The 23,484-nt window shown below is 66.7% G+C and carries 21 protein-coding genes and 7 tRNA genes; 9 read left to right on the forward strand and 19 right to left on the reverse strand.

All coding sequences use genetic code 11. The annotated features are described in order from the left end of the window. Nucleotides 1-31 precede the first annotated feature (31 nt). Entirely contained in the window at nt 32-1,408 is a 1,377-nt protein-coding gene (radA, locus tag APZ15_RS15155; protein WP_027787075.1) for a DNA repair protein RadA, read from the reverse strand. Nucleotides 1,409-1,419: 11 nt separating this feature from the next. Next, the gene (gene alr / locus APZ15_RS15160; protein WP_021159086.1) at nt 1,420-2,490 is read right to left on the reverse strand and encodes an alanine racemase; all 1,071 of its coding nucleotides are present in this window, start codon (nt 2,488-2,490) and stop codon (nt 1,420-1,422) included. Nucleotides 2,491-2,708: 218 nt separating this feature from the next. On the opposite strand from alr, the gene lplT reads away from it, so the two are divergent. Then, nucleotides 2,709-4,016, forward strand: coding sequence for a lysophospholipid transporter LplT (lplT, locus tag APZ15_RS15165; RefSeq protein WP_027787074.1), 1,308 nt, complete (start codon nt 2,709-2,711; stop codon nt 4,014-4,016). A 58-nt stretch (nt 4,017-4,074) separates the two neighbouring features. After that, a complete protein-coding gene (gene thiD / locus APZ15_RS15170; protein WP_027787073.1) occupies nt 4,075-4,884 on the forward strand; it encodes a bifunctional hydroxymethylpyrimidine kinase/phosphomethylpyrimidine kinase in 810 nt (269 codons plus the stop codon). An 18-nt stretch (nt 4,885-4,902) separates the two neighbouring features. On the opposite strand, the gene APZ15_RS15175 is transcribed toward thiD, so the two are convergent. Genes APZ15_RS15175 through tsaB form a run of 4 tightly spaced genes read right to left on the reverse strand, consistent with a single transcriptional unit; the run spans nt 4,903 to nt 8,153 of the window. After that, nucleotides 4,903-5,868 (reverse strand): DUF1853 family protein, encoded by a 966-nt coding sequence (locus tag APZ15_RS15175; protein WP_027787072.1) that lies wholly within the window; start codon nt 5,866-5,868, stop codon nt 4,903-4,905. Next, the gene (locus APZ15_RS15180; RefSeq protein ID WP_027787071.1) at nt 5,865-6,902 is read right to left on the reverse strand and encodes a uracil-DNA glycosylase; all 1,038 of its coding nucleotides are present in this window, start codon (nt 6,900-6,902) and stop codon (nt 5,865-5,867) included. The genes APZ15_RS15175 and APZ15_RS15180 overlap by 4 nt, the downstream gene beginning before the upstream one ends. Next, nucleotides 6,889-7,389, reverse strand: a complete 501-nt coding sequence (gene rimI, locus APZ15_RS15185; RefSeq protein ID WP_021159081.1) for a ribosomal protein S18-alanine N-acetyltransferase — start codon at nt 7,387-7,389, stop codon at nt 6,889-6,891. The genes APZ15_RS15180 and rimI overlap by 14 nt, the downstream gene beginning before the upstream one ends. Next, a complete protein-coding gene (tsaB, locus tag APZ15_RS15190; protein WP_027787070.1) occupies nt 7,386-8,153 on the reverse strand; it encodes a tRNA (adenosine(37)-N6)-threonylcarbamoyltransferase complex dimerization subunit type 1 TsaB in 768 nt (255 codons plus the stop codon). Before tsaB ends, rimI begins: the two co-directional genes overlap by 4 nt. Before the next feature lie 147 nt (nt 8,154-8,300). Here tsaB and APZ15_RS15195 point away from each other — a divergent pair, with 147 nt between their 5' ends. The 3 genes from APZ15_RS15195 (at nt 8,301) to aceA (ending at nt 12,183) form a co-directional block, all read left to right on the forward strand. Next, the gene (locus APZ15_RS15195; RefSeq protein ID WP_011352486.1) at nt 8,301-8,570 is read left to right on the forward strand and encodes an acyl-CoA-binding protein; all 270 of its coding nucleotides are present in this window, start codon (nt 8,301-8,303) and stop codon (nt 8,568-8,570) included. 370 nt (nt 8,571-8,940) lie between these two features. Further along, nucleotides 8,941-10,482, forward strand: a complete 1,542-nt coding sequence (locus tag APZ15_RS15200) for a DEAD/DEAH box helicase (protein WP_027787069.1) — start codon at nt 8,941-8,943, stop codon at nt 10,480-10,482. Between the two features lie 393 nt (nt 10,483-10,875). Continuing rightward, nucleotides 10,876-12,183, forward strand: a complete 1,308-nt coding sequence (aceA, locus tag APZ15_RS15205) for an isocitrate lyase (protein ID WP_027787068.1) — start codon at nt 10,876-10,878, stop codon at nt 12,181-12,183. A 189-nt stretch (nt 12,184-12,372) separates the two neighbouring features. Here aceA and APZ15_RS15210 read toward each other — a convergent pair whose 3' ends face one another. Continuing rightward, nucleotides 12,373-12,807 (reverse strand): universal stress protein, encoded by a 435-nt coding sequence (locus APZ15_RS15210; RefSeq protein WP_011352489.1) that lies wholly within the window; start codon nt 12,805-12,807, stop codon nt 12,373-12,375. A 171-nt stretch (nt 12,808-12,978) separates the two neighbouring features. Beyond that, nucleotides 12,979-13,884 (reverse strand): LysR family transcriptional regulator, encoded by a 906-nt coding sequence (locus APZ15_RS15215; protein ID WP_021159074.1) that lies wholly within the window; start codon nt 13,882-13,884, stop codon nt 12,979-12,981. 154 nt (nt 13,885-14,038) lie between these two features. On the opposite strand from APZ15_RS15215, the gene APZ15_RS15220 reads away from it, so the two are divergent. Beyond that, nucleotides 14,039-14,800 (forward strand): haloacid dehalogenase type II, encoded by a 762-nt coding sequence (locus APZ15_RS15220; RefSeq protein ID WP_021159073.1) that lies wholly within the window; start codon nt 14,039-14,041, stop codon nt 14,798-14,800. Nucleotides 14,801-14,865: 65 nt separating this feature from the next. Beyond that, nucleotides 14,866-16,458 (forward strand): malate synthase A, encoded by a 1,593-nt coding sequence (aceB, locus tag APZ15_RS15225; RefSeq protein ID WP_027787067.1) that lies wholly within the window; start codon nt 14,866-14,868, stop codon nt 16,456-16,458. A 127-nt stretch (nt 16,459-16,585) separates the two neighbouring features. Here aceB and APZ15_RS15230 read toward each other — a convergent pair whose 3' ends face one another. Further along, the gene (locus tag APZ15_RS15230) at nt 16,586-16,999 is read right to left on the reverse strand and encodes a gamma-glutamylcyclotransferase family protein (RefSeq protein WP_027787066.1); all 414 of its coding nucleotides are present in this window, start codon (nt 16,997-16,999) and stop codon (nt 16,586-16,588) included. 268 nt (nt 17,000-17,267) lie between these two features. Here APZ15_RS15230 and APZ15_RS15235 point away from each other — a divergent pair, with 268 nt between their 5' ends. Next, nucleotides 17,268-18,143: an AraC family transcriptional regulator gene (locus APZ15_RS15235; RefSeq protein ID WP_027787065.1), complete on the forward strand. Its 876-nt coding sequence runs from the start codon at nt 17,268-17,270 to the stop codon at nt 18,141-18,143. 26 nt (nt 18,144-18,169) lie between these two features. Here APZ15_RS15235 and APZ15_RS15240 read toward each other — a convergent pair whose 3' ends face one another. The 9 genes from APZ15_RS15240 to gltX all read right to left on the reverse strand — a co-directional run bounded on the left by APZ15_RS15240 (nt 18,170) and on the right by gltX (nt 21,378). Continuing rightward, nucleotides 18,170-18,634 (reverse strand): GNAT family N-acetyltransferase, encoded by a 465-nt coding sequence (locus tag APZ15_RS15240; protein WP_027787064.1) that lies wholly within the window; start codon nt 18,632-18,634, stop codon nt 18,170-18,172. A gap of 169 nt (nt 18,635-18,803) precedes the next feature. Beyond that, nucleotides 18,804-18,880 (reverse strand) — tRNA-Asp (locus APZ15_RS15245). Nucleotides 18,881-18,953: 73 nt separating this feature from the next. Then, a tRNA-Glu gene (locus APZ15_RS15250) sits at nt 18,954-19,029 on the reverse strand. Between the two features lie 66 nt (nt 19,030-19,095). After that, a tRNA-Asp gene (locus APZ15_RS15255) sits at nt 19,096-19,172 on the reverse strand. Between the two features lie 80 nt (nt 19,173-19,252). After that, a tRNA-Glu gene (locus APZ15_RS15260) sits at nt 19,253-19,328 on the reverse strand. Nucleotides 19,329-19,391: 63 nt separating this feature from the next. Next, nucleotides 19,392-19,468, reverse strand: a tRNA-Asp gene (locus tag APZ15_RS15265). 79 nt (nt 19,469-19,547) lie between these two features. Next, nucleotides 19,548-19,623, reverse strand: a tRNA-Glu gene (locus APZ15_RS15270). Between the two features lie 141 nt (nt 19,624-19,764). Next, a tRNA-Ala gene (locus tag APZ15_RS15275) sits at nt 19,765-19,840 on the reverse strand. A gap of 128 nt (nt 19,841-19,968) precedes the next feature. Continuing rightward, nucleotides 19,969-21,378 (reverse strand): glutamate--tRNA ligase, encoded by a 1,410-nt coding sequence (gene gltX / locus APZ15_RS15280; RefSeq protein ID WP_027787063.1) that lies wholly within the window; start codon nt 21,376-21,378, stop codon nt 19,969-19,971. 280 nt (nt 21,379-21,658) lie between these two features. On the opposite strand from gltX, the gene APZ15_RS15285 reads away from it, so the two are divergent. Then, complete coding sequence (locus APZ15_RS15285) at nt 21,659-22,585, forward strand: patatin-like phospholipase family protein (protein WP_027787062.1); 927 nt, start codon at nt 21,659-21,661, stop codon at nt 22,583-22,585. A gap of 144 nt (nt 22,586-22,729) precedes the next feature. On the opposite strand, the gene APZ15_RS15290 is transcribed toward APZ15_RS15285, so the two are convergent. After that, nucleotides 22,730-23,404, reverse strand: coding sequence for a C40 family peptidase (locus APZ15_RS15290; RefSeq protein ID WP_027787061.1), 675 nt, complete (start codon nt 23,402-23,404; stop codon nt 22,730-22,732). Between the last annotated feature and the right edge of the window lie 80 nt (nt 23,405-23,484).

The raw sequence follows: 23,484 nt of genomic DNA on the forward strand, positions 1-23,484 counted from the left end.
GCAGGCCCGGCCCGCGTGCCCGTGCAGCCGGTCACTCGAGATCGCGCACGCGGTCGATCGCCTGCTCGAGCCGATCGACGGCCATCACGTTCAGCCCTTCGATCGGCTGCTTCGGCGCATTCGCCTTCGGGATCAACGCGGACGTGAAACCGAGCTTCGCGGCCTCGCGCAGCCGCTCCTGCCCGCGCGGCGACGGCCGGATCTCGCCCGCCAGCCCGACTTCGCCGAACACGATCAGCCCCTTCGGCAGCGCCTTGTTGCGCATCGACGAATGGATCGCGAGCAGCACCGCGAGGTCGGCGGCCGGCTCGGTGATCTTCACGCCGCCCACCGCATTGAGGAACACGTCCTGGTCGAAGCACGCGATGCCCGCATGACGGTGCAGCACCGCGAGCAGCATCGCGAGCCGGTTCTGTTCGAGGCCGACCGCGAGCCGGCGCGGGTTCGGCACGTGTGCGGTGTCGACGAGCGCCTGGACTTCGACGAGCAGCGGGCGCGTGCCCTCCTGTGTAACGAGCACGCACGAGCCGGGCACGACCTGCTCGTGCTGCGACAGGAACAGTGCGGACGGATTCGCGACGCCGCGCAGCCCGCGCTCCGTCATCGCGAACACACCGAGTTCGTTGACCGCGCCGAAGCGGTTCTTGAACGCGCGCACGAGCCGGAACGACGAGTGCGTGTCGCCTTCGAAGTACAGGACCGTGTCGACGATGTGCTCGAGCACGCGCGGGCCGGCCAGATTGCCTTCCTTCGTCACGTGCCCGACCATGATGATCGCGGTGCCCGACTGCTTCGCGATGCGCGTGAGCTGCGCCGCGCATTCGCGCACCTGCGCGACGGAGCCGGGGGCCGACGTGAGCGCTTCCGAATAGACGGTCTGGATCGAGTCGATCACGGCCACGTCCGGCCGCTCCGTGTCGATCGCGGCCTGGATCTTCTCGAGCTGGATCTCGGCAAGCAGCTTCAGTTCGTCTGCCGGCGCACCGCCGTCGAGCAGCGCAAGCCGTTGCGCGCGCAACGCGATTTGCGCGGCCGATTCCTCGCCGCTGATATAGAGCGCACGCCGCTCGCTCGCGATGTCCGCGAGCGATTGCAGCAGCAGCGTCGATTTGCCGATACCCGGATCGCCGCCGATCAGTACGACGCCGCCCGGCACGAGCCCGCCGCCGAGCACGCGGTCGAATTCGCCGATGCCGGTGGAGAAGCGCGGCACGTCGGCTGCTTCGATGTCGACGAGACGCTGCACGGGCGCACGCTTCGCGAGCGACTGGAAACGATGGGCCGACGGCGTTTCAGGAACCGATTCGACGAGCGTATTCCAGGCCTGGCACGACGGGCATTGCCCTTGCCACTTCGGGGTCTGTCCACCGCACTCGCTGCAGACGTATACAGTTTTCTGTTTGGCCACGCGCGATGCCCTTATTCCGCGCGCACGGGCACACGGCCGGCGACTGCACACATCAGCTCGTAACCGATCGTGCCGCAATGGCGGGCGACGTCGTCGATCGGCAATGCATTGCCCCACAGCTCGACACGCGCGCCGACGCCGGCTTGCGGGCACGGGGTCAGGTCGACGGTAATCATGTCCATCGACACGCGACCGACGATCCGCGTGCGGATGCCGTCGACGATCACGGGCGTGCCTTCGGGCGCGACCCGCGGATAACCGTCCGCATAACCGCATGCGACCACGCCGATCCGCATCGGCGCCTGCGCGGAAAACGTCGAGCCGTAGCCGATCGCCTGGCCCTTCGCGATCGTCTGCACCGCGATCAGTTCGGACGCGAGCGTCATCGCCGGCTTCAGCCCCGTGTCGGCGATGTCGGACGACAGCCCCGACGGCGACGCGCCGTACAGCACGATCCCCGGGCGCACCCAGTCGAAATGCGTGTCCGGATGCCACAGCACGGCGGCCGAGTTCGCGAGACTGCGCGCGCCGGCGATGTTTTCCGCGCCGCGCTCGAACGTCGCGAGCTGCTCGGCGACGCCGCGCTCGTTGTCCGCATCCGAAAAATGGGTCATCAACGTGATCTGGCCGATGCCGGGGCACGCGCGGGCGCGCTCCCACGCGGCGCGGTATTTCTCCGGCAGGTAGCCGAGCCGGTTCATCCCGCTGTTCATCTTCAGCTGCACGTTGACGGGTTTCGACAGCCGCGCCGTTTCCAGCATCCGCATCTGCTCGTCGTTGTGGACGGTCGTCGTCAGGCTGTAGCGGTCGATCACGTCGATGTCGGTCGAGCGGAAGAACCCCTCCAGCAGCAGGATCGGGCCGGCCCAGCCGAGCTCGCGCAGCTTGACTGCCTCGTCGAGGTCGAGCAGGCCGAAGCCGTCGGTGCCGCGCAGGCCCGGAAACGCGCGGGCGAGACCGTGCCCGTACGCGTTCGCCTTGACGACCGCCCAGACCTTGGACGGGCCGGCAAAGCGGCGGACGACGGAGAGATTGTTCGCGAGAGCGGCGGTGTGGATGGTGGCGGAGATCGGGCGCGGCATGGGAAATTTACGTAAAGACGCTTGCGAATCATCAGCTTACCGCGCCTTTTGAGCACTGAAGCCGACAACTTGCGGAACGATCGGGGAATCTTGCTAGTCCGAACTGGCGTATTTTCATGTTATAAAGCCGTGCGCACAACCCATTTCGAACGGAATAAGCCGATCGCATACCAGGCGGCCTACGCGGCCCTGCCGCAGCGACGAAAGCATCGCATCAGATGAAAAAAGGTTTTTACACCATCATGGCCGCGCAGTTTTTCTCGTCGCTGGCCGACAATGCGCTCCTCATCGCCGCCATCGCCCTGCTGAAAGACCTTCACGCCCCCAACTGGATGACACCGCTGTTGAAGCTGTTCTTCGTGTTGTCCTATGTGGTGCTGGCGGCGTATGTCGGTGCGTTCGCGGATTCGCGCCCGAAGGGCCGCGTGATGTTCATCACCAACTCGATCAAGGTGGTCGGCTGCATGATCATGCTGTTCGGCGCCCACCCGCTGATCGCGTACGGGATCGTCGGCTTCGGCGCGGCAGCCTACTCGCCCGCGAAATACGGCATTCTCACCGAGCTGCTGCCGGCCGACCGGCTGGTCGCCGCCAACGGCTGGATCGAAGGCACGACCGTCAGCTCGATCATCCTCGGCACCGTGCTCGGCGGTGCGCTGATCAGCCCGCACATCGCGTCGCACGTGATCGCGCACACCCCCGCCTGGATCGGCACGCCCGCCGAAGCGGCGATGGCGATCATCATGGCGATCTACGTGGTCGCCGCGCTGTTCAACCTGCGCATTCCCGATACCGGCGCCCGCTACCCGAAGCAGGAACGCGGCCCGGTCAAGCTCCTCACCGATTTCGCCGACTGCTTCATGGTGCTGTGGCGCGACAAGCTCGGCCAGATCTCGCTGGCGGTCACGACGCTGTTCTGGGGGGCAGGTGCGACGCTGCAGTTCATCGTGCTGAAGTGGGCTGAAGTCTCGCTCGGCATGTCGCTGTCGGAAGGCGCGATCCTCCAGGCCGTGGTCGCCGTCGGCGTCGCGGCCGGCGCAATCGCCGCCGCGGCCCGGATCCCGTTGAAGAAGTCGCTGACCGTGCTGCCCGTCGGCATCGTCATGGGCATCGCGGTGATGCTGATGGCGTTCTACACGCGCGACCTGTTCCCGCCGCACTGGGCCGTGCATTTCGGCCACCTGCGCATGCCCGTGTACCTGATCATCGCGTACATCTTCCTGATGTGCGTGGGCGCGCTGTCCGGTTACTTCGTGGTTCCGATGAACGCGCTGCTGCAGCATCGCGGCCACGTGCTGCTGTCGGCCGGCCACTCGATCGCGGTGCAGAACTTCAACGAGAACCTGTCGGTGCTCGTGATGCTGTGCCTGTATGCGGTGCTCGTGTGGCTCGACGTGCCGGTCGGCGTCGTGATCGTCCTGTTCGGCACGTTCGTCTGCCTGACGATGTGGCTCGTGATGCGCCGCCACCAGGCGAACCAGCGCCAGTTCGACTCGGTCGCGCTGATCGGCGAATCGCGGCACTGACGCTACACTTCCCGTTTCCGTCCGCCGGCGCCGGTCTCCAAACCGGCGCATTGCCCCGATGACGCACCCGATACCCAACATCCTGACGATCGCCGGCTCCGATTCGGGCGGCGGCGCAGGCATCCAGGCCGACCTGAAGACGTTCTCCGCGCTGGGCGCCTACGGCGCCAGCGCGATCACCGCGTTGACCGCCCAGAACACCCGCGGCGTAACGGGCGTGCATGCGCCGGACGCGGCGTTCGTGGCCGCACAGCTCGACGCGGTGTTCAGCGACATCCGCATCGATGCGGTCAAGATCGGGATGCTCGCGAATGCGGCGATCGTGCACGCGGTCGCCGACGCGCTGCGGCGTTATGCGCCACGCTTCGTCGTACTCGACACGGTGATGATCTCGAAGAGCTCGCACGCGCTGCTGGCGCCCGACGCCGTCGACGCGTTGCGCGATGCGCTGCTGCCGCTCGCGACGGTCGTGACGCCGAACCTGCCCGAAGCGGCCGCGCTGCTGAACGACGTGCCCGCCACCACGGAAGACGACATGGTCCGGCAAGGCCGGGCTCTGCTACAGACGGGCGCGCGTGCCGTGCTGATGAAAGGCGGCCACCTGCCGGACGCGTCCGCGAGCCCCGACTGGCTCGTCGAAGCGGCGCGCACCGTGCGGCTCGACGGTGCACGCGTACCGGTCAGCAACACGCACGGCACCGGCTGCACGCTGTCGTCGGCGATCGCCGCGCTGCTTCCGCAACAGCCCGACCTCGAAAGCGCAGTGCGCGAAGCCAAGACCTACCTGACCGGCGCGATCGCCGCGAGCGGCCACCTCGACGTCGGCCACGGCGTCGGCCCCGTCCATCACTTCCATCGCTGGTGGTAAGCGCCGGCTGACGCGACGTCAGTGATCCTGCGCCGCGAACGCCTGCGCGCGCACCGGCCAGTCGTCCGGCACGACGAACCCGCGCGCCCGTTCGCGCCAGGTGCCGTCACCGCCCTGTTCATGAATACCGATCAGCGCGGGGGCCTCGCGCGTCGTCAACACGGGCGGCAGTTCCAGAGCGGCCGCCAGCGGTTCCGGCTCGAATCCGGTATCGGCGGCGGCACGCCGCGGCGCCAGCCACGCCAGCCTCGGCAACACACTCCATGCGGCGCCGGCGGGCTGCGCGGCCGCCCACGCCGGCCACTGCGCGTGCGTCAGCCAGAATCCGCGCGGGTGATCCGGCGCGATTTCGGCGGACACCGGCGGCAACGGCTCGCCGTGCGGATAGAACAACCAGCCCTTGATGAACATCTGCGCGTCGGACGGCGCGCCGTAGCCGAGCCGCGCGAACCCGTCGTGTTCGCCGAGGCGCAACTGGTGATCGAGCAGCCGGCTGCGCTTGCGGTCGAACCGGTCGACGAGATTGGGGCCGACGAAGTCGGCAAGCGATGCACCGTCGCGTACCGGCGCGCACAAATAGCACTTCACCGCGAGTTCCCAATGCAGGCGCTGACCGCCCGGCGCGTCGACGAGAAAATCGACTTCGCCGAGCGTCTTGCCGTTGCTGCGCAGCGGGAGATTGGCCGCGACGAGCCGCAGCGACGGGCCGTGCGTCAGGAAATACTCGAGCAGGCATTCCGCGTAGCGGCCGAGCCGGGTGGGCCGGAACCCGTCGAGCGCGCGATGCAGCGGCCCGGGCTGCGCATCGAGCGCGGCGAGCCATGCGTGGACGGCCGACTGCCCGGCCGCATCCGGCCACGGGCGCGCAAGCGGCGCTCCCGGTACCGCGGTGAGGAGGCTCGGGCTGGCAAGCAACCAGCCCAGATCGCGAACCGCGGCGTCATGCAGCGTATCGACGAATGCGCACGCCGCGCCCGTCGTCATTGCCCGGCCGGCCCGTTCACGTCGGCGCCTTCCGCGCGCCGGAACGTGTCGCGTGCGAGGCACAGGTCGGCCCATGCCTTCGACTTGTCCTGCAGGCTGCGCAACAGGTATGCCGGGTGGTAGGTCACGATCACCGGCACGCCCTCGTACGCATGCACGCGCCCGCGCAGCGACGCGATGCTCGCATCCGTCTTCAGCAAGGTCTGCGCGGCGAAACGGCCGAGCGCGACGATCAGCTTCGGCTTCACGAGCGCGACCTGACGCTGCAGATAAGGCTCGCAGCGCGCGACCTCGTCCGGCTCCGGGTTACGGTTGCCGGGCGGCCGGCACTTGATCACGTTCGCGATGTACACGTTGTCGCCGCGCTGGAGCGCCAGCGACTGCAGCATGTTGTCGAGCAGCTTGCCGGCCTGGCCGACGAACGGCTCGCCCTGCTTGTCCTCGTTCTCGCCCGGCGCTTCGCCGATCAGCATCCAGTCCGCTTCGCGGTCGCCGACCCCGAACACGGTGTTCGTTCGCTTCTCGCACAGCCGGCAGAGCGTGCAGTCGGCCACGCGCGCAGCCAGCGCGTCCCAGTCGAGTGTCGCAACCGGGGTTTCGGCGCGTCGCAATGGGGCCGCCGGCGCGGGATCGCCCGGCGGCGCCGCATCGAACCACGCAAAATCGTCGGCTCCGGCAGGCGGCGCATCGTCCATCGGCGGCATCGTGTCGGTCGATGCGACCGGCGCGGCGCGCGCGGGCACGCGATCGCCGTCGTCGACGCGGTGCGCCGGGGCGGCTGGCTCGCGAGCCGGCGGAACATCGACGTTCCGCGCCACTGCCGGCGTCGCCTCGTCTTGCACTGGCGTACGCGCGGTGCGCGCAGGTCGCTCGGTCGCAACGACGGCAGGTGCGGCGTTCTCCGCCCCCGTTTGCGCCGCGGCGGGCGCTTCGACTGCCGCACCCGCGTTCGCACCTTCATTCACGCCCTGCCCGCGCCGCACCCAGATCTGCGCGAGGCCCATTTCCTCGAGCGCCGCTTCAGCCCATGCCATGCGCGTCCCCCTCATCCTTGTTCAGCGTCAGACGCATCACGATCGCGTCTTCCCGGCTGTGATGCTTCGCCGGGTAGTAATTCTTGCGCCGGCCGATCGTCACGAAGCCGAAGCGCTCGTACAGATGGATCGCGCGCGGATTGGACGGCCGCACCTCGAGCAGCACGCCGTCGAGCCGCTCCGCGCGCGAAATGCGCACGGCCTCGCGCAGCAGCGCAAGGCCGGCACCCGCGCGCTGCGCGGCCGGCGCGACGCACAGATTAAGCAGGTGCATCTCGTCGACCACGGGCATCAGCACGCAATAGCCGACGAGCGAACCCGTCACGTGCCGCAGGCACACGCCCAGGTAGCCGTTGCGCAACGAATCCTCGAAGTTGCCGCGGCTCCACGGGAACTCGTACGCGACGTGCTCGATCGCGACGACCTCGTCGAGATCGGCATCCGTCATCGGCGCCAGGTAGCGGTCGCTCAGCAGTACGCCCGTCATCCCTTCGCTCCGCCTGCCTGAGCGGCGCGTGCCGCGACGCGCTCGGCGGTCGTCTGTGCCACCTTGTCGCGCACGTACTCCGGTGCGGCCTGGTCGGCCGGCACCGTACGGCCGGCGCGGAACGCGCGCAGCGCGGCATGGGCGACCGCCAGCGCGTGCGGCATCGCGTCGCCGTCGATCACGGCCGCGTGCGCCGCGGCCGGCAACTGCGCGCCGAACGCGGCAGCCGCGTTACCCGCGAGCGTGAACGGCGTGTCGGGCACGCCGACCGCACCCGGTACATCGAGCGAAGCCGGATGCAGCGTGAGCCAGTCGCCGGCGCTTTCGTCCCACGCGAAGTCCGCCCAGTAGGCTTCGTCCATCCGCGCATCCAGCGCGGCGAGGACGCGGGTCGTACCGGGGGCGCGCAGCCGCGCGTGCTCGGCGCACGCGAGCAGCGTGCCGATCGGCACGACCGGCAGCCCGCGCCCGAACGCGAGCCCCTGGGTAATGCCCGTCGCGGTGCGCAGGCCCGTGAACGAGCCGGGGCCCGCGCCGAACGCGATCGCGTCGCAATCGGCGAGCGTCAGCCCCGATTCGGCGAAGAGCGCCTGGATTGCCGGCAGCACGCGCGTGCTCGACACGGCGCCCGTCAGCTCGTGGCGGACCCAGGTTTGCGGGATGGAAACGGCGTCATCGGCGTGGGCCGAGCGCAGCAGCGCGACCGAGCAGTATTCGGTCGACGTATCGATGGCGAGGAGCACTGTTTGCGTCATGGGCGACATTGTAATGCGGCACCCCGCTCCCACGGGCGATCGGGCCCGATCCGTGCGCACGCGCACGCCCGGCGGCGGTTTGGAAGGATCGCTCGACCCCGCGCGGCGGTCCGCTTGTTAAGATCGCCCGACCTGAAACCCTTACGGAGACACCCGATGAGCGAACTCACCGCCCAATTCGACCAGGCCCAGATCGACGTCAAGCAACTGACGGAACGGCCGGGCAACCTGACCCTGCTGCGCCTGTACGCGCTCTTCAAGCAGGCGACCGACGGCGACGCCCATGGCGACAAGCCGGGCTTCACCGACATCGTCGGCAAGTACAAGTACGACGCATGGGATGCGCTGAAAGGCACGTCGCAGGATGCGGCAAAGCAGCAGTACATCGAACTCGTCGAATCGCTGAAGAACGGCACGGCATCCTGACCGAATAGCCTTCGGCCGCCCCCGGTCGCAATAGGCAATCAAATCAGTGGCGCAGCGCAGCAAATCTCTTTATAATGCTGGCTGCGTCATCTCCGCGCTCGGCTCGCAAGCCGTTCCGGCCCGACGCCTCGTAGCGTTAAGCTCCAATCCGGTTTAGAACCTGTCCCCTCCTGCTTCGACCTTCGCGGTCGTCACTTATCAGGCTGGCGGCCCCGCTCCTGAAGCGCGCCGCACCCAAAACAGCTTCTAATGCCTCATCCGCCGACGGTTCGGCGGATTGCACCCGTTTCCCGATTTGCTCGCTGAATCCGACGACTTGGGTATGCGCGATTGGCGCCGACGTTTCACCCACTGTGTTTCAAGGATTGTTATGACTTCGAGCATCAACTCCAGCCCGCTCAACGCGATCGCCGACCAGGCGCTCGGTCTCGACGACGCCGCCGCACCGGCCGCGGTCGAACCGGCGTCGGACGAGCCGAGCTTCGCGTCGCTCGGGTTGTCGCCGGAGATCGTCTCCGCGCTGCAGGCCGCCGGCTATGTGAAGCCGACGCCGGTCCAGCAGCGCGCGATTCCGGCCGGCATCGCCGGCCGTGACCTGCTGGTCTCGAGCCCGACCGGTTCGGGCAAGACCGCTGCATTCATGCTGCCCGCGATCGAACGTTTCGCGCAGCTCCAGAAGGCACAGGCGCAGCAACCGCGCGCGCCGCGTGAACCGAACCAGGGCGACCGCCGTGCGCGCCGCCCGCAACCCGTCGCGCGCCCGGGCCTGCTCGTGCTGACGCCGACCCGCGAACTCGCGATGCAGGTCACCACCGCCGCGTCGACCTACGGCAAGCACCTGAAGCGCCTGCGCACGGTCAGCATCCTCGGCGGCGTCGCCTACGGCCAGCAGCTGATGCTGCTCGCGAAGAACCCCGAAATCCTGGTCGCCACGCCGGGCCGTCTGCTCGATCACCTCGAACGCGGCCGTATCGACCTGTCCGAGCTGAAGATGCTCGTGCTCGACGAAGCCGACCGCATGCTCGACATGGGCTTCATCGACGACATCGAAACGATCGTCGCCGCGACGCCCGCGACGCGCCAGACGATGCTGTTCTCGGCCACGCTCGACGGCAAGATCGGTTCGCTGACGAGCCGCCTGCTGAAGGATCCCGAGCGCATCGAGATCCAGCAGCGCCTCGAGTCGCGCGCGAACATCGCGCAGACCGTGCACTACGTGGACGACCGCGATCACAAGGATCGCCTGCTCGATCACCTGCTGCGCGACGACGCGCTCGACCAGGCGATCATCTTCACGGCGACGAAGATCGACGCCGACCAGCTCGCCGGCCGTCTCGCCGACGCAGGCTTCGAATCGGCCGCGCTGCACGGCGACCTGCCGCAGGGCGCGCGTAACCGCACGATCCGTGCGCTGCGCGAGCGCCGTGTGCGCGTGCTGGTCGCGACCGACGTCGCGGCGCGCGGCATCGACATCCCGGGCATCACGCACGTGTTCAACTACGACCTGCCGAAGTTCGCGGAAGACTACGTGCACCGTATCGGCCGTACGGGCCGTGCGGGCCGTTCGGGCACCGCGGTGAGCCTCGTGCACCACGCCGAACAGGGCGCGCTCAAGCGCATCGAACGCTTCGTGCGCTCGCCGCTGCCGGTCAACGTGATCGAAGGTTTCGAGCCGCGCAAGGCACCCCCGCGCAACGGCGGCACCGGCGGCCGCGGCCGTCCGGGCGGCGGTAACGGCGGCGGTCGACACTTCGGCGGCAAGCCGGGCGGCGGTCATGGCGGCAACGGCCGCAGCTACGGCGGCGGCAATGGCGGCGGCTGGAGCGGCAAGCCGGGCGGCAGCCGTGACGGCGGCCCGCGCCGCGACGGTCAACGCAGCGGCGGCCCGCGTCGCAGCAACTCCGCGTCGTAAGCACGCACGGGCGGCCACCGGCCGCCCCACGGATGGCACTGCCCATTCAGCCAACCGGCGTATCTGCGCCGGTTTTTTTTCGCCCCGCCCCACATTTCACGATGCGGAAAATTTTTTTGTGTCGTAAAAAATCATGTTGCGTGGCACAACCCGAGTGATTGCGGGATGGGAAAAGGCGTTTCTTATCTCGAAATTACAACTTCAAGCCACTGATTCAAAACAACTAAAAATTTGACTGCCGCCCCACAAAGCCCCCTGTCCCGCCTCGGTCGATTTGCCTAGACTCTTATACAAGACCTCACGAACCGGAACGCAACGCTCCCGGCTTCGAGAACAGCCTCACCACCGTCAGATTCAACCCATCAGGCATCGCACCGCATCAAGGAGCTCATCATGTCGCGTCAGCAACAGGCACAGGAACTGCAAAAGCAATGGGAAACCGATCCGCGCTGGAAAGGCATCAAGCGCAGCTATTCGGCTGAGGACGTGGTCCGCCTGCGCGGTTCGGTTCCGATCGAGCACACGCTCGCCAAGCGCGGCGCGGAAAAGCTGTGGAGCCTCGTCAACAACGAACCGTTCGTCAACGCACTCGGCGCGCTGACCGGCAACCAGGCGATGCAGCAGGTGAAGGCCGGCCTGAAGGCCATCTACCTGTCCGGCTGGCAAGTGGCCGGCGACGCGAACGTCGCGGGTGAAATGTACCCGGACCAGTCGCTGTACCCGGCAAACTCGGTGCCGCTCGTCGTGAAGCGCATCAACAACACGCTGACGCGCGCCGACCAGATCCAGTGGTCGGAGGGCAAGAATCCGGGCGACGAAGGTTATGTCGATTTCTTCGCACCGATCGTCGCCGACGCGGAAGCCGGTTTCGGCGGCGTGCTGAACGCGTTCGAGCTGATGAAGGCGATGATCGAAGCCGGTGCATCGGGCGTCCACTTCGAGGACCAGCTCGCGTCGGTGAAGAAGTGCGGCCACATGGGCGGCAAGGTGCTCGTGCCGACCCGCGAAGCCGTCGCGAAGCTGTCGGCAGCGCGTCTCGCGGCCGACGTGATGGGCACGCCGACCGTGCTGGTCGCCCGCACCGACGCGGAAGCCGCCGACCTGATCACGTCCGACGTCGACGACAACGACAAGCCGTTCCTCACGGGCGAGCGCACGGTGGAAGGCTTCTTCCGCACGAAGCCGGGCATCGGGCAGGCGATCTCGCGCGGTCTTGCCTATGCGCCGTACGCCGACCTGGTCTGGTGCGAAACCGGCAAGCCGGATCTCGAGTACGCGAAGAAGTTCGCGGAAGCGATCCACAAGCAGTTCCCGGGCAAGCTGCTGTCGTACAACTGCTCGCCGTCGTTCAACTGGAAGAAGAACCTCGACGACGCGACGATCGCGAAGTTCCAGAAGGAGCTCGGCGCGATGGGCTACAAGTTCCAGTTCATCACGCTGGCCGGCTTCCATGCGCTGAACTACTCGATGTTCAACCTCGCGCACGGCTATGCCCGCACGCAGATGAGCGCCTTCGTCGAACTGCAGCAGGCCGAGTTCGCGGCCGCGGACAAGGGCTTCACGGCCGTCAAGCACCAGCGCGAAGTCGGCACCGGCTACTTCGACGCCGTGACGCAGACGGTCGAACGCGAAGCGTCGACGACCGCACTGCACGGCTCGACCGAGGACGAGCAGTTCTTCGACGGCAAGAAGGTCGCGTAACACGCGCCAGGCGTGTCATGCCGATGCCCGCCCCGTCTCGCGACGGTGCGGTATCGGCCACCGAACAAGAATCAGGGAGGAGACGGCAGGCGCGCGATACCGATCGCGCGACCGGCCGCGCGGCCTGCATGCCGCCAGCAACGACGCGCGCCGGCTTCGTCCGGCGCGCCCTTTTTCCAGGGCACCGCCCTACCGATAGACGATCACCGGAATTTTCGTATGGGTCAGCACGCGCTGCGTCTCGCTGCCGATCAGCAAGCTGCCGAGCCCGCGGCGTCCGTGGGACGCCATGAAGATCACGTCGCAACCGCCGCGTTCTGCCGCCTCGATGATGCCGAGATACGGCGACGGATGGACGCTCGTCCAGGTGTCGCAGTCGACGCCGGCCGCCTTCGCGGCCGATTCGACCTCGTCGAGATGCGTGCGCGCCTCGCGCTCGCTGCGCGCCCGGAAATCGGCGGGCGGCTCGATGATCACTTCGGAAAACGGCGAGTACGGATACTGCGGCAGGCACGCGTACGCCGTGACGCGCGCACCGACCGCCCGGGCCAGGTCGATCGCGCCGTCGATCGCCTTCTGCGACAGTTCGGAACCGTCGGTTGGAACGAGGATGTGCCGGAACATCGCGCCCTCCTTCGTCAAGTACACGCCGCAAGCCGCGATCCCATCCGGGGCGGCCGTGGCGCGTCGGACATGCCTCCTACGAGTGTAGTGCGCGAAACCGTCCAACCGGCCCCGGCAGCGGGTTCGCCCTCATATCGGAAACACGCGGGCGAACGCGACCGGCTCCCGCTGCTACTCGCCCCAATATCCGGGCCGCTCGTAAGTGTGCTTCAAGTAGTCGAGAAACAGCCGCACACGCAGCGGCAGGTGCCGGCGTTGCGGGAACACCGCGTGGATGCCGATCGGCGGGGCGGCAAATGCGTCGAGCACGCTGACCAGCCGGCCGGCCGCGATGTCCTCGCCGACCTCCCACCACGAGCGCCACGCCAGGCCATGTCCGGCGAGGCACCACTCGTGCAGCACCGCGCCGTCCGAGCACTCCATCGTGCCGTTCACGCGGATCGACACGACCTTGCCGTCCTCCTGGAACGCCCAGCCGCGCTGCTGGTTCGCGTTTGCCGCGAGCGCGAGGCAGTTGTGCCGCGCCAGTTCCGCGAGCGTCGCGGGCGTGCCGCGCCGTACGAGATACGCGGGAGCCGCGACGCACACGCGGCGGTTCTCGCCGAGCTTCAGCGACACGAGCGACGAGTCGGGCAGCTCGCCGAGCCGCACCGCGCAATCGAACCCCTCGTTGACGAGGTCGACCATGCGGTCGGACAGGTCGAGCGTGACGGATACGTCGGGATGCCCGACGCTGAATTCGGGCACGAGCGGCGCGACGTGCCGCCGGCCGAAGCCGGCCGGCGCGGAAATACGCAGGTGGCCGCTCGCCTTGACGCCGCCGGCGGACACGCTCGCCTCGGCGTTCTGCATGTCGTTGATGATCCGCTGGCAATCCTCGAGAAACGCCGAGCCCTCGAACGTCAGCGTGAGCTTGCGCGTCGTGCGCACCAGCAGCTTGACGCCGAGCCGCTCCTCGAGCGCGTCGAGGCGTCGGCCGATGATCGCCGGGGCGACGCCTTCCGCATGCGCGGCCGCCGACAGGCTGCCCTTCGCCGCGACCGCAGCGAACGTTTCGATCTGCTTGAACCGGTCCATGACTCGCCGGGGCGGTGCCGCCGCCCTTCAAATAGCTTAAACGGCTCAAGATTAGGTATATGAAAGTAAAAGATCAAGTGATGAATAGCGTCTTTTTTAGCGCATACGATCACGAATAGAATTTACCTGACCTCTGAAACCGGAGCGCAAGGCTATGTCGGCCACAACGACACTCTCCTCTCCCGACGCAATCCTCTTCGACGCATTCGGCACGTTGTTCGACGTGCGTGCGGTGCTGGCCGCGGCGGAGCAGATGTTTCCGGGTCACGGGGAACGGTTGTCGCAGCTGTGGCGACGCAAGCAAATCGAATACTCGCAGCTGCGCACGCTCGCGGATCCGGCCGGCGCCCGCTACCGCCCGTTCCGGGACATCACGCTCGATGCGCTGCGGTTCGCCGCGCGCCGGCTCGGGCTCGCGCTGAACAGCGCGGCCGAGAAGCGACTGATGGACGAATACGCGTGCCTGTCCACCTATCCCGATACGGTGCCCGCGCTGCGCAAGCTGCGCGCGCTCGACCCGCGCCCGCCGCTCGCGATCCTGTCGAACGGCACGCCGCAGATGCTCGACATCGCGATCAAGAGCGCCGGCATGTCCGGGCTGTTCGATCGCGTGCTGTCGGCCGACACCGTGCGCGCATACAAGCCGAGTCCGGCGGCCTATGCGCTCGGCACCGCCGCGTTCGGACCGAACCGGCGCGGCATCGTGTTCGTGTCGTCGAACGCGTGGGACGTCGCCGGCGCCGTCTGGTTCGGCTACACCACGTTCTGGCTCAACCGCACGGGCGCGCCCGCCGAGGAACTCGGCGCGCCGCCGGACGGTACGGGCACCGGCATGGCCGACCTGCTCGCATTCCTCGCCACCCCGGCTCCGTCCGGCAGACCCGCAAACCGCACGCGCCCCGGCCCGGGTGCATGACGTTTGCAGCTGCCGCCTTCCCCCTTTACCGAAACCGCAACTGACCGACCAAGGAGATGAGACTCATGAGCACCCCGATCACGCTGCCGCAAGGCATGGCGATCACCGGCGAAATCAAGCCGGGTTACGAAGCAATCCTGACGCCCGAAGCACTCGCACTCGTCGCGGCGCTGCACCGCACGTTCGAACCGCGCCGCCAGGCGCTGCTGCAGGCGCGCGTCGAGCGCACGAAACGCCTGGACGCGGGCGAGCGCCCCGACTTCCTGGCCGAGACGAAGGCGATCCGCGAAGGCGACTGGAAGGTCGCGCCGCTGCCGGCCGACCTGCAATGCCGCCGCGTCGAGATCACGGGCCCCGTCGAGCGCAAGATGATCATCAACGCGCTGAACTCGGGCGCCGATTCGTACATGACGGACTTCGAGGATTCGAACGCACCGAGCTGGACGAACCAGATCGACGGCCAGATCAACCTGAAGGACGCGGTGCGCCGGACGATCTCGCTCGAGCAGAACGGCAAGTCCTACCAGTTGAACGACAAGGTCGCGACGCTGATCGTGCGTCCGCGCGGCTGGCACCTCGACGAGAAGCACGTGACGGTCGACGGCCAGCGCGTGTCCGGCGGCATCTTCGATTTCGCGCTGTTCCTGTTCCACAACGCGAAGGAACTGCTTGCGCGTGGCTCGGGCCCGTACTTCTACCTGCCGAAGATGGAAAGCCATCTCGAGGCACGGCTGTGGAACGACATCTTCGTCGCGGCGCAGGAAGCCGTCGGCGTGCCGCGCGGCACGATCCGCGCGACCGTGCTGATCGAGACGATCCTCGCCGCGTTCGAGATGGACGAGATCCTGTACGAACTGCGCGAACACAGCTCGGGCCTGAACGCGGGCCGCTGGGACTACATCTTCTCGGCGATCAAGAAGTTCAAGAACGACCGCGACTTCTGCCTGGCCGAGCGTTCGAAGATCACGATGACAGTGCCGTTCATGCGCGCGTACGCGCTGCTGCTGCTGAAGACCTGCCACAAGCGCAACGCGCCGGCGATCGGCGGGATGAGCGCGCTGATCCCGATCAAGAACGATCCGGAAGCGAACGACAAGGCCATGGGCGGCGTGCGTTCGGACAAGCAGCGCGACGCGACCGACGGCTACGACGGCGGCTGGGTCGCGCACCCGGGCCTCGTGCCGATCGCGATGGAAGAGTTCGTCAAGGTGCTCGGCGACAAGCCGAACCAGATCGCGAAGCAGCGCGACGACGTGCAGGTCGAAGGCAGGAACCTGCTCGACTTCCAGCCCGAAGCGCCGATCACCGAAGCCGGCCTGCGCAACAACATCAACGTCGGCATCCATTACCTCGGCGCCTGGCTCGACGGCAACGGCTGCGTACCGATCCACAACCTGATGGAAGATGCGGCCACGGCCGAGATTTCCCGTTCGCAGGTGTGGCAATGGATCCGCTCGCCGAAGGGCGTGCTCGACGACGGCCGCAAGGTCACGGCCGAACTCGTGCGGGAATTCTCGAAGGCCGAGCTCGACAACGTGAAGCGTTCGGTCGGCGGCAACACGCAGCCGTACGAGCGCGCCGCCGCGATCTTCGAGCAGATGTCGACGTCGGAAGGCTTCACCGAATTCCTGACGCTGCCGCTGTACGAGGAAATCTGACGAAGCCGCCCGTCCCGATCGGGGCCGCCCCTGCGTCGGCGCCGGTCGCACGCGAATGACGGCACAAACGAAAGCGCCCCTCGGGGCGCTTTTTCCTTTGCGGCTGAAGCGGCTGCCGCGCGACCGGTCAGACGGCTTCCCGCTCGCGCCGGTGCTGAACCCAGTCGCCCGACGCAATGCGCGGACGCCCGGCGGCCGCGTGCGCGGCGACCGGATAGTAAAGGCACGCGTACTGCCGGCCGCCGAGTTCGACGGTCACGTCTTCCGGCTTGAACAGCGTGTCGACACCCGGATAGACGCGCTCGATCTCGTCGAGCACGGGAACGAGCCGGTCGTCGACTTCGTAGACGTCGCCCCAGACCAGCGACTTGCCGGCCGACCCGGGAACCATCCCCGGATAAGTGCCGAAATCGTACAGTTCTCCCGGCAGCGCGGCGGCGCCGAGCAGCGTCGGCGCGGCAATTCCGTGCCTGGCGGCTGCGTGGCCGATGTCGTTGGCCTCCCCGTTTCTCAAGGTGCCGTAGACGAATACGTAACGCATCGTGGTTCTCCTCTTTGATTCGTGTGTTGCCGTGTTCATGCGCGATCCGTGCGCAATTCTTGCGCAATCCCCCGCGCATCGATAGACCACGATACCGGCCCGATGGTTCGGGCCCGCAAGCGCGTCTGGTTCCGGGCGGCCCTGAAATCTCCGGCGCTCCCACACAAAGTTCATTTGAGCGCGGCATGATCGCCCGACAAACCGTCACATGCGCTTTCGCGGCGCCTTCTACAATAACGGCATCGCCGCAGCGTTGCCCGAATCGTCCATGAATCCGCCCGCCCAAGCCGACGTACCGAACCTGTACGTCATCGACATTCCGCCCGAATTCGCGCCGACCGCCGTCCATCCGATGCGTGTGCGCGCACGGCAGCTCGACGCCGGACGCCGCATCCCGCTGCATACGCATGCATGGGCACAGCTCGCGTACGCATCGCGCGGCGTGCTGCGCGTCGCGACGACCGGCACGACATGGATGGTGCCGCCGTCCCGTGCGATCTGGGTACCGCCGCACGTGACGCACGAAGTCGTGATCGTCGAAGAGGCGTTCTTGCGCACGCTGTACATCGACGAGTCGATCGTGCCGGAAGGGCTTGACGCGTGCCGCGTCGTCGAAGTGACGGGGCTCCTGCGCGAACTGATCGTCGCGCTCGACGCGCGCGACCTGAGCACCGCGCGCGAGCGCCTGCTGTGCGGGCTCGTGCTCGACGAGTTGAGTCGCGCCGAACCGCTGCCGCTCGCGGTGCCGATGCCCGACGAAAAACGGCTGCGCATGCTGTGCGAATCGGTACTCGCGCATCCGGCGCATGCGGAGTCGCTCGAGCACTGGGCAAGCGAGGTCGGCGCGAGCACGCGCACGATTTCGCGGCTATTCAAGCAGGAACTGGGCGTGAGTTTTTCGCAGTGGCGTCAGCAGGCACTGCTGGCACGGGCCATTCCGCTGCTGAACCAGGGGCGCCCGCTGTCGCATATCGCGCGCGAGCTCGGCTACCAGAGCCAGAGCGCCTTTTCGGCGATGTTCCGGCGTGCATTCGGCGAAAGCCCCCGCGCATTCATGCTGCGCGGCTACGAACACCGCGGCCCGGAAGGCAGCCTCGCGGACGACGAAACCCCGGACGACGACGCCATCGGCACTGTCCGCTGAACGCGTCATTCGGAGTCGTCAGCGCGTCAGACCGGCCGCACCATGTGGCGGATCGAGCCAAGTTGCGCGAGCCGCGACCCGGCAACCTGATAGCCCATGCGCAAATAAAGACGCGCGGCAGGATTGTCGACGAACACGCGCAATTGAAGTTCGTGCAGCCCGCGCGCACGCGCCCAGCGGTGCGACATGTCGAGCATGTAGGTGCCGGCGCCCTGCCCGCGATGACCGGCCGCGATCTGTACGTCGCGGATGTGCAGCGAGTCGCCCTCCTCGGTCACGCGCAGCACGCCGATGCGCTCGCCGTCGGCCTCGAGGATGAAGTTCTCGGATTCGCGCCAGCTCGCGTAGAACAGGTCGCTGCGCCACACGAGCCCATGGCGCTTGTAATAGCCGCCCATGTTGCCGTGCGTCAGCGCTTCGGCAAAGGGAAAATCGCCGGCCTCCGCAGGCCGGAGCTGATACAGGAGTCGCAGGTCGGTCGGATCGAGCATCGCGCAGGGGTCAAGAACGCATCCCGCCACGATAGCGCAGTCGCGTGCGGATGCAATCGCGGATTTCTCGTAGCGGCTCGACGCGTGATGACCGGTGGTTATGTCCCGCCGGCGGGCGCAACCGGAAACGCAAATAAAAAAGCCCGCACGAGGCGGGCTTCTTCATTTTTGGCGGAGCGGACGGGACTCGAACCCGCGACCCCCGGCGTGACAGGCCGGTATTCTAACCGACTGAACTACCGCTCCAGTCTTGCTGCTTGCCTGGCAGGCGTCGGTTGCTTCCTGCCGGCGCATCGTTTGTTCGAACGACGCCGAAATCTGGCGTCCCCTAGGGGATTCGAACCCCTGTACTCACCGTGAAAGGGTGATGTCCTAGGCCTCTAGACGAAGGGGACAACGTACTGCTTACATCCTTAATGCAAAAGCCCGTTCAAAAAACGTTCTTTGAACGGGCTTCGTTCTGGCGGAGCGGACGGGGCTCGAACCCGCGACCCCCGGCGTGACAGGCCGGTATTCTAACCAACTGAACTACCGCTCCAGCTTTCCTTACCCTCGCTTGCAGGATCTTGTCACGCTCCTGCAAGCGATGCGGCACTTCTACGAAACGCCGCTGAATCCTGGCGTCCCCTAGGGGATTCGAACCCCTGTACTCACCGTGAAAGGGTGATGTCCTAGGCCTCTAGACGAAGGGGACAACGTACTGCTTACATCTTTAATACAAAAGCCCGCTCAAAAACGTCTTGAACGGGCTTCGTTCTGGCGGAGCGGACGGGACTCGAACCCGCGACCCCCGGCGTGACAGGCCGGTATTCTAACCGACTGAACTACCGCTCCAGCTTTCTTACCCAACCCGCAGGACGTCGGTTACGTTCCTGCGAGCCTTGCGACACTTCTACGAAACGCCGCTGAATCCTGGCGTCCCCTAGGGGATTCGAACCCCTGTACTCACCGTGAAAGGGTGATGTCCTAGGCCTCTAGACGAAGGGGACAAAATCTTTTCAGATCTGTCTGACTTTCGCTATTCACTTTTCAATCAACAGCGAAGGCCGAAATTCTAACTGCTTTGAATCATTTTGTGAAGCATTTATTACTACCACTGCTGCTTCGCAAATCAATCCAGCTTGTTCTGATGGTGGAGGTAAGCGGGATCGAACCGCTGACCTCTTGCATGCCATGCAAGCGCTCTCCCAGCTGAGCTATACCCCCTTGCAGAACAGAAGTGAGATTATATGGAGCTACTTTGAACTTGTAAATACCCTTTTTGCGATTGGAGCGAAATTTTTTGCGAAGCTGCCGCGATGTCACGCACGGGCAGCTTCGCTCGCCCCCGAATCTCAGGCCAGCGCGGCCTCGATGCGCGACACCACGACATCGCGACCGAACAGGACGAGCACCGCGTCGATCGACGGCGTATGCGTCGTCCCCGCCACCAGCAGGCGTACCGGCATCGCGAGTTGCGGCATCTTCAGCTTGTGCGTGCCGAGCGTCGCCTTCAGCGCGGCGGATACGGCCTCCTTCGTCCAGTCGGCCGCCTTCAGCGCAGCGACGAGATCGGCCAGCGCCGGACGCACCGCATCGGTCACGTGCTGCGCAAGCGCATCGGCATCCGGTGCCGGCACACGGTAGAACATCGCAGCGCCTTCCGCGATCTCCTTGACCGTCGTCGCGCGATCCTTCATCAGCCCGACCACGGCATCGAGCGCCGGGCCCGTGGCGATCGCCGCATCGTCGACGCCGAGTGCAGCGAGGAACGGTTTGGCCAGCTCGGCGAGGCGCGCGTTGTCCGCTTCCTTGATGTAATGCGCGTTCAGCCAGCTCAGCTTGCTGTGGTCGTACTGCGCGGGCGACTTGCCGAGATGCTCGAGATCGAACCATTCGACGAACTGCTCGCGCGAGAAGATCTCGGCATCGCCGTGCGACCAGCCGAGGCGCGCGAGATAGTTGACAACCGCTTCGGGCAGGAAACCCGCGTCGCGATACGCCATCACGCTCATCGCGCCATGCCGCTTGCTCATCTTCTCGCCCTGCTCGTTCAGCACGGTCGGCAGGTGCGCGTAGACCGGCGCCTCGCCGCCGAGCGCATTCAGGATGTTGATCTGGCGCGGCGTGTTGTTCACGTGGTCGTCGCCACGGATCACGTGCGTGATGCCCATGTCCATGTCGTCCACCACCACGCAGAAGTTGTAGATCGGCGTGCCGTCCGGACGCGCGATCACGAGGTCGTCGAGTTCCTCGTTCGAAATCTCGACGCGCCCCTTCACCGCGTCATCCCACACGACCGTGCCCGTCAGCGGATTGCGGAAACGCAGCACCGGCTTTACGCCGGCCGGCGGCTCCGGCAGCACCTTGCCGGGCTCCGGACGCCACGTGCCGTCGTAGCGCGGCTTCAGGCCGGCCTCGCGCTGGCGTTCGCGCAGCGCGTCGAGTTCCTCGGCCGACATGTAGCACGGGTATGCAAGCCCCTTCTCCAGCATCTGCGCGAGCACCTCGCGATAGCGGTCCATCCGCTGCATCTGGTAGATCGGGCCTTCGTCGAAATCCAGGCCGAGCCATTGCATCCCTTCGAGGATCGCGTCGACCGCTTCCTGCGACGAGCGTTCGACGTCGGTGTCCTCGATGCGCAGCACGAACGTGCCCTTCATCTTGCGGGCGAACGCCCACGGATAGAGCGCGGAGCGGATGTTGCCGAGGTGGATGAAGCCGGTGGGACTCGGCGCGAAGCGGGTACGGACAGGACGGGTCATAAACGGTAACTCGAACGCCTGGGGCGCATGAATGATTCGACGCGGGATCGACGGCGGCAGCCCGGACAGCAACGGGGCCGGCCGCGCCCGGAACGGGAAAGAAGCCGGAATTATACTCGCGCCGGACATCGCGCCAAGCGCGCCGCTTGCTTTATGATGTGCGCGCCGCGGCCGCCAGCCGGCGCGGCACCGGCCGCACGGAACCTGCCGCGCGGCCGCTCGGAACCTATCGCCGCCGCGGGCCGTGTAACCCGCCGCCAAGCCGCCGGAGAACCATTCGATGTCGTCCCCTCGCCTGTCGCGCCGCCACTTCACGATCGCCGCCGCGTCCGCCAGCCTCGCCGCCTGCACGTCGTTCGGCGACAAATCCCGTTCGGACAATGCCTCCGGCGCCACGCAGCCGCGCGAGAAGCCGGTGAAGATCGGCATCGCGCTCGGTGGCGGCGCCGCGCGCGGCTTCTCGCACATCGGCGTGCTGAAGGCGCTCGAGGCGCGCGGCATCCCGGTCGAAATCGTCGCGGGCACGAGCGCGGGCTCGGTGGTCGGCGCACTGTATGCGTCCGGCATGAGCGCACTGCAGATCAACAAGATCGCGCTCGACATGGATCAGGCGGCGATCAGCGACTGGGCGCTGCCGTTCCGTTCGCGCGGGCTGCTGCAAGGCGTGGCGCTGCAGAACTTCCTGAACAAGACGCTCAACAACCGGCCGATCGAGAAGATGGCGAAGCCGCTCGGTATTGTCGCGACCGATCTGCAGAGCGGTCAGCCGATCCTGTTCCAGCAGGGCAACACGGGGCTCGCGGTGCGTGCATCATGCAGCGTGCCGTCGGTGTTCGAACCGGTGAAGATCGGCAACCGCGAATATGTCGACGGCGGCCTCGTGAGCCCCGTGCCGGCGTCGTACGCGCGCAAGATGGGCGCGAGCTTCGTGATCGCGGTCGACATCTCGGCCCGGCCGGACGGCGCGGCAACCAACAACCCGATCGAGATGCTGCTGCAGACCTTCACGATCATGGGCCAGACGATCAAGACCTACGAGCTCGACAAGTACGCGGACGTCGTGATCCGCCCGAACCTCGCGGCCATGGGCGGCAGCGACTTCAACCAGCGCAACGCGGCCATTCTTGCGGGCGAGGAAGCCGTCGCGCGCATCATGCCGGAACTGCAGCGCAAGCTCGCGGCAGCGCGCGGCGTGGCCGCCGCGTAAGTACGCGATGAGCAGGCCGGCGCGCGCCGCCGGCCCTCAAACGACGGCGCGACCGCCTCACCGTTTGCACCGCCCCAAAACAAAAAACCCTGCCGCCTTTCGGTGACAGGGTTTTTTCGATCCGGCCGGACTGGCCGTCGAACGTCAGTTGTTGCCGTTCGCCGAATCGTCGCCAATCGTCGCGCGCACGCGCTGACGCAGATCTTCCGGCTTCATCGGGAACTCCGACTCAAGCCGGCGCGCGCCGGTGAAACGCTTTTCCCAGTAGCCGCTATCGAGATCGTCGACGCGGATGGTGCTGCCCGTCGACGGCGAGTGCACGAACTTGTTGTCGCCGATGTAGATGCCGACGTGCGAGAACGTGCGGCGCATCGTGTTGAAGAACACGAGATCGCCCGGCTTGAGGTTGCTCATGCTCACCTTCTCGCCGACGCGGCTCATCTCTTCCGCACGACGCGGCAGCGACATGCCGAGGGTGTCCTGGAACACGTAGCGCACGAAGCCGCTGCAGTCGAGGCCCGAATCCGGCGAGTTGCCGCCCCAGCGATAGCGCACGCCGATCATGTTCAGCGCGCCGACGACCACGTCGCCCGCCTTGCCGGCCATGCCGGCGAGGAACGACTTCGCGCCGCCGCCCGACGGCTGAGCGCTGGTCTGCTGGAGGGAGGAATTCGACGCGTTCTGCGTCGAATTTATGACATTCTGGTTAAAACTGCTGACTTCGTCGGCGAACGCGCCGGGTGCTGCTGCGAACAGGGCGCCGATGAATAGCCCGGCGATGGTGCGCGCGCATGCCTGGGTCAGGGATCGATGCTGCATTGGTCGATGGAATTTGCTTAAAAATCAGCTGATTGGCGGAAAATTTCGGTCGATACTAGCCAGCGCGTAATCGTTTGTCA

It is taken from the genome of Burkholderia cepacia ATCC 25416 (assembly GCF_001411495.1).
In the GTDB taxonomy this organism is placed as follows: domain Bacteria; phylum Pseudomonadota; class Gammaproteobacteria; order Burkholderiales; family Burkholderiaceae; genus Burkholderia; species Burkholderia cepacia.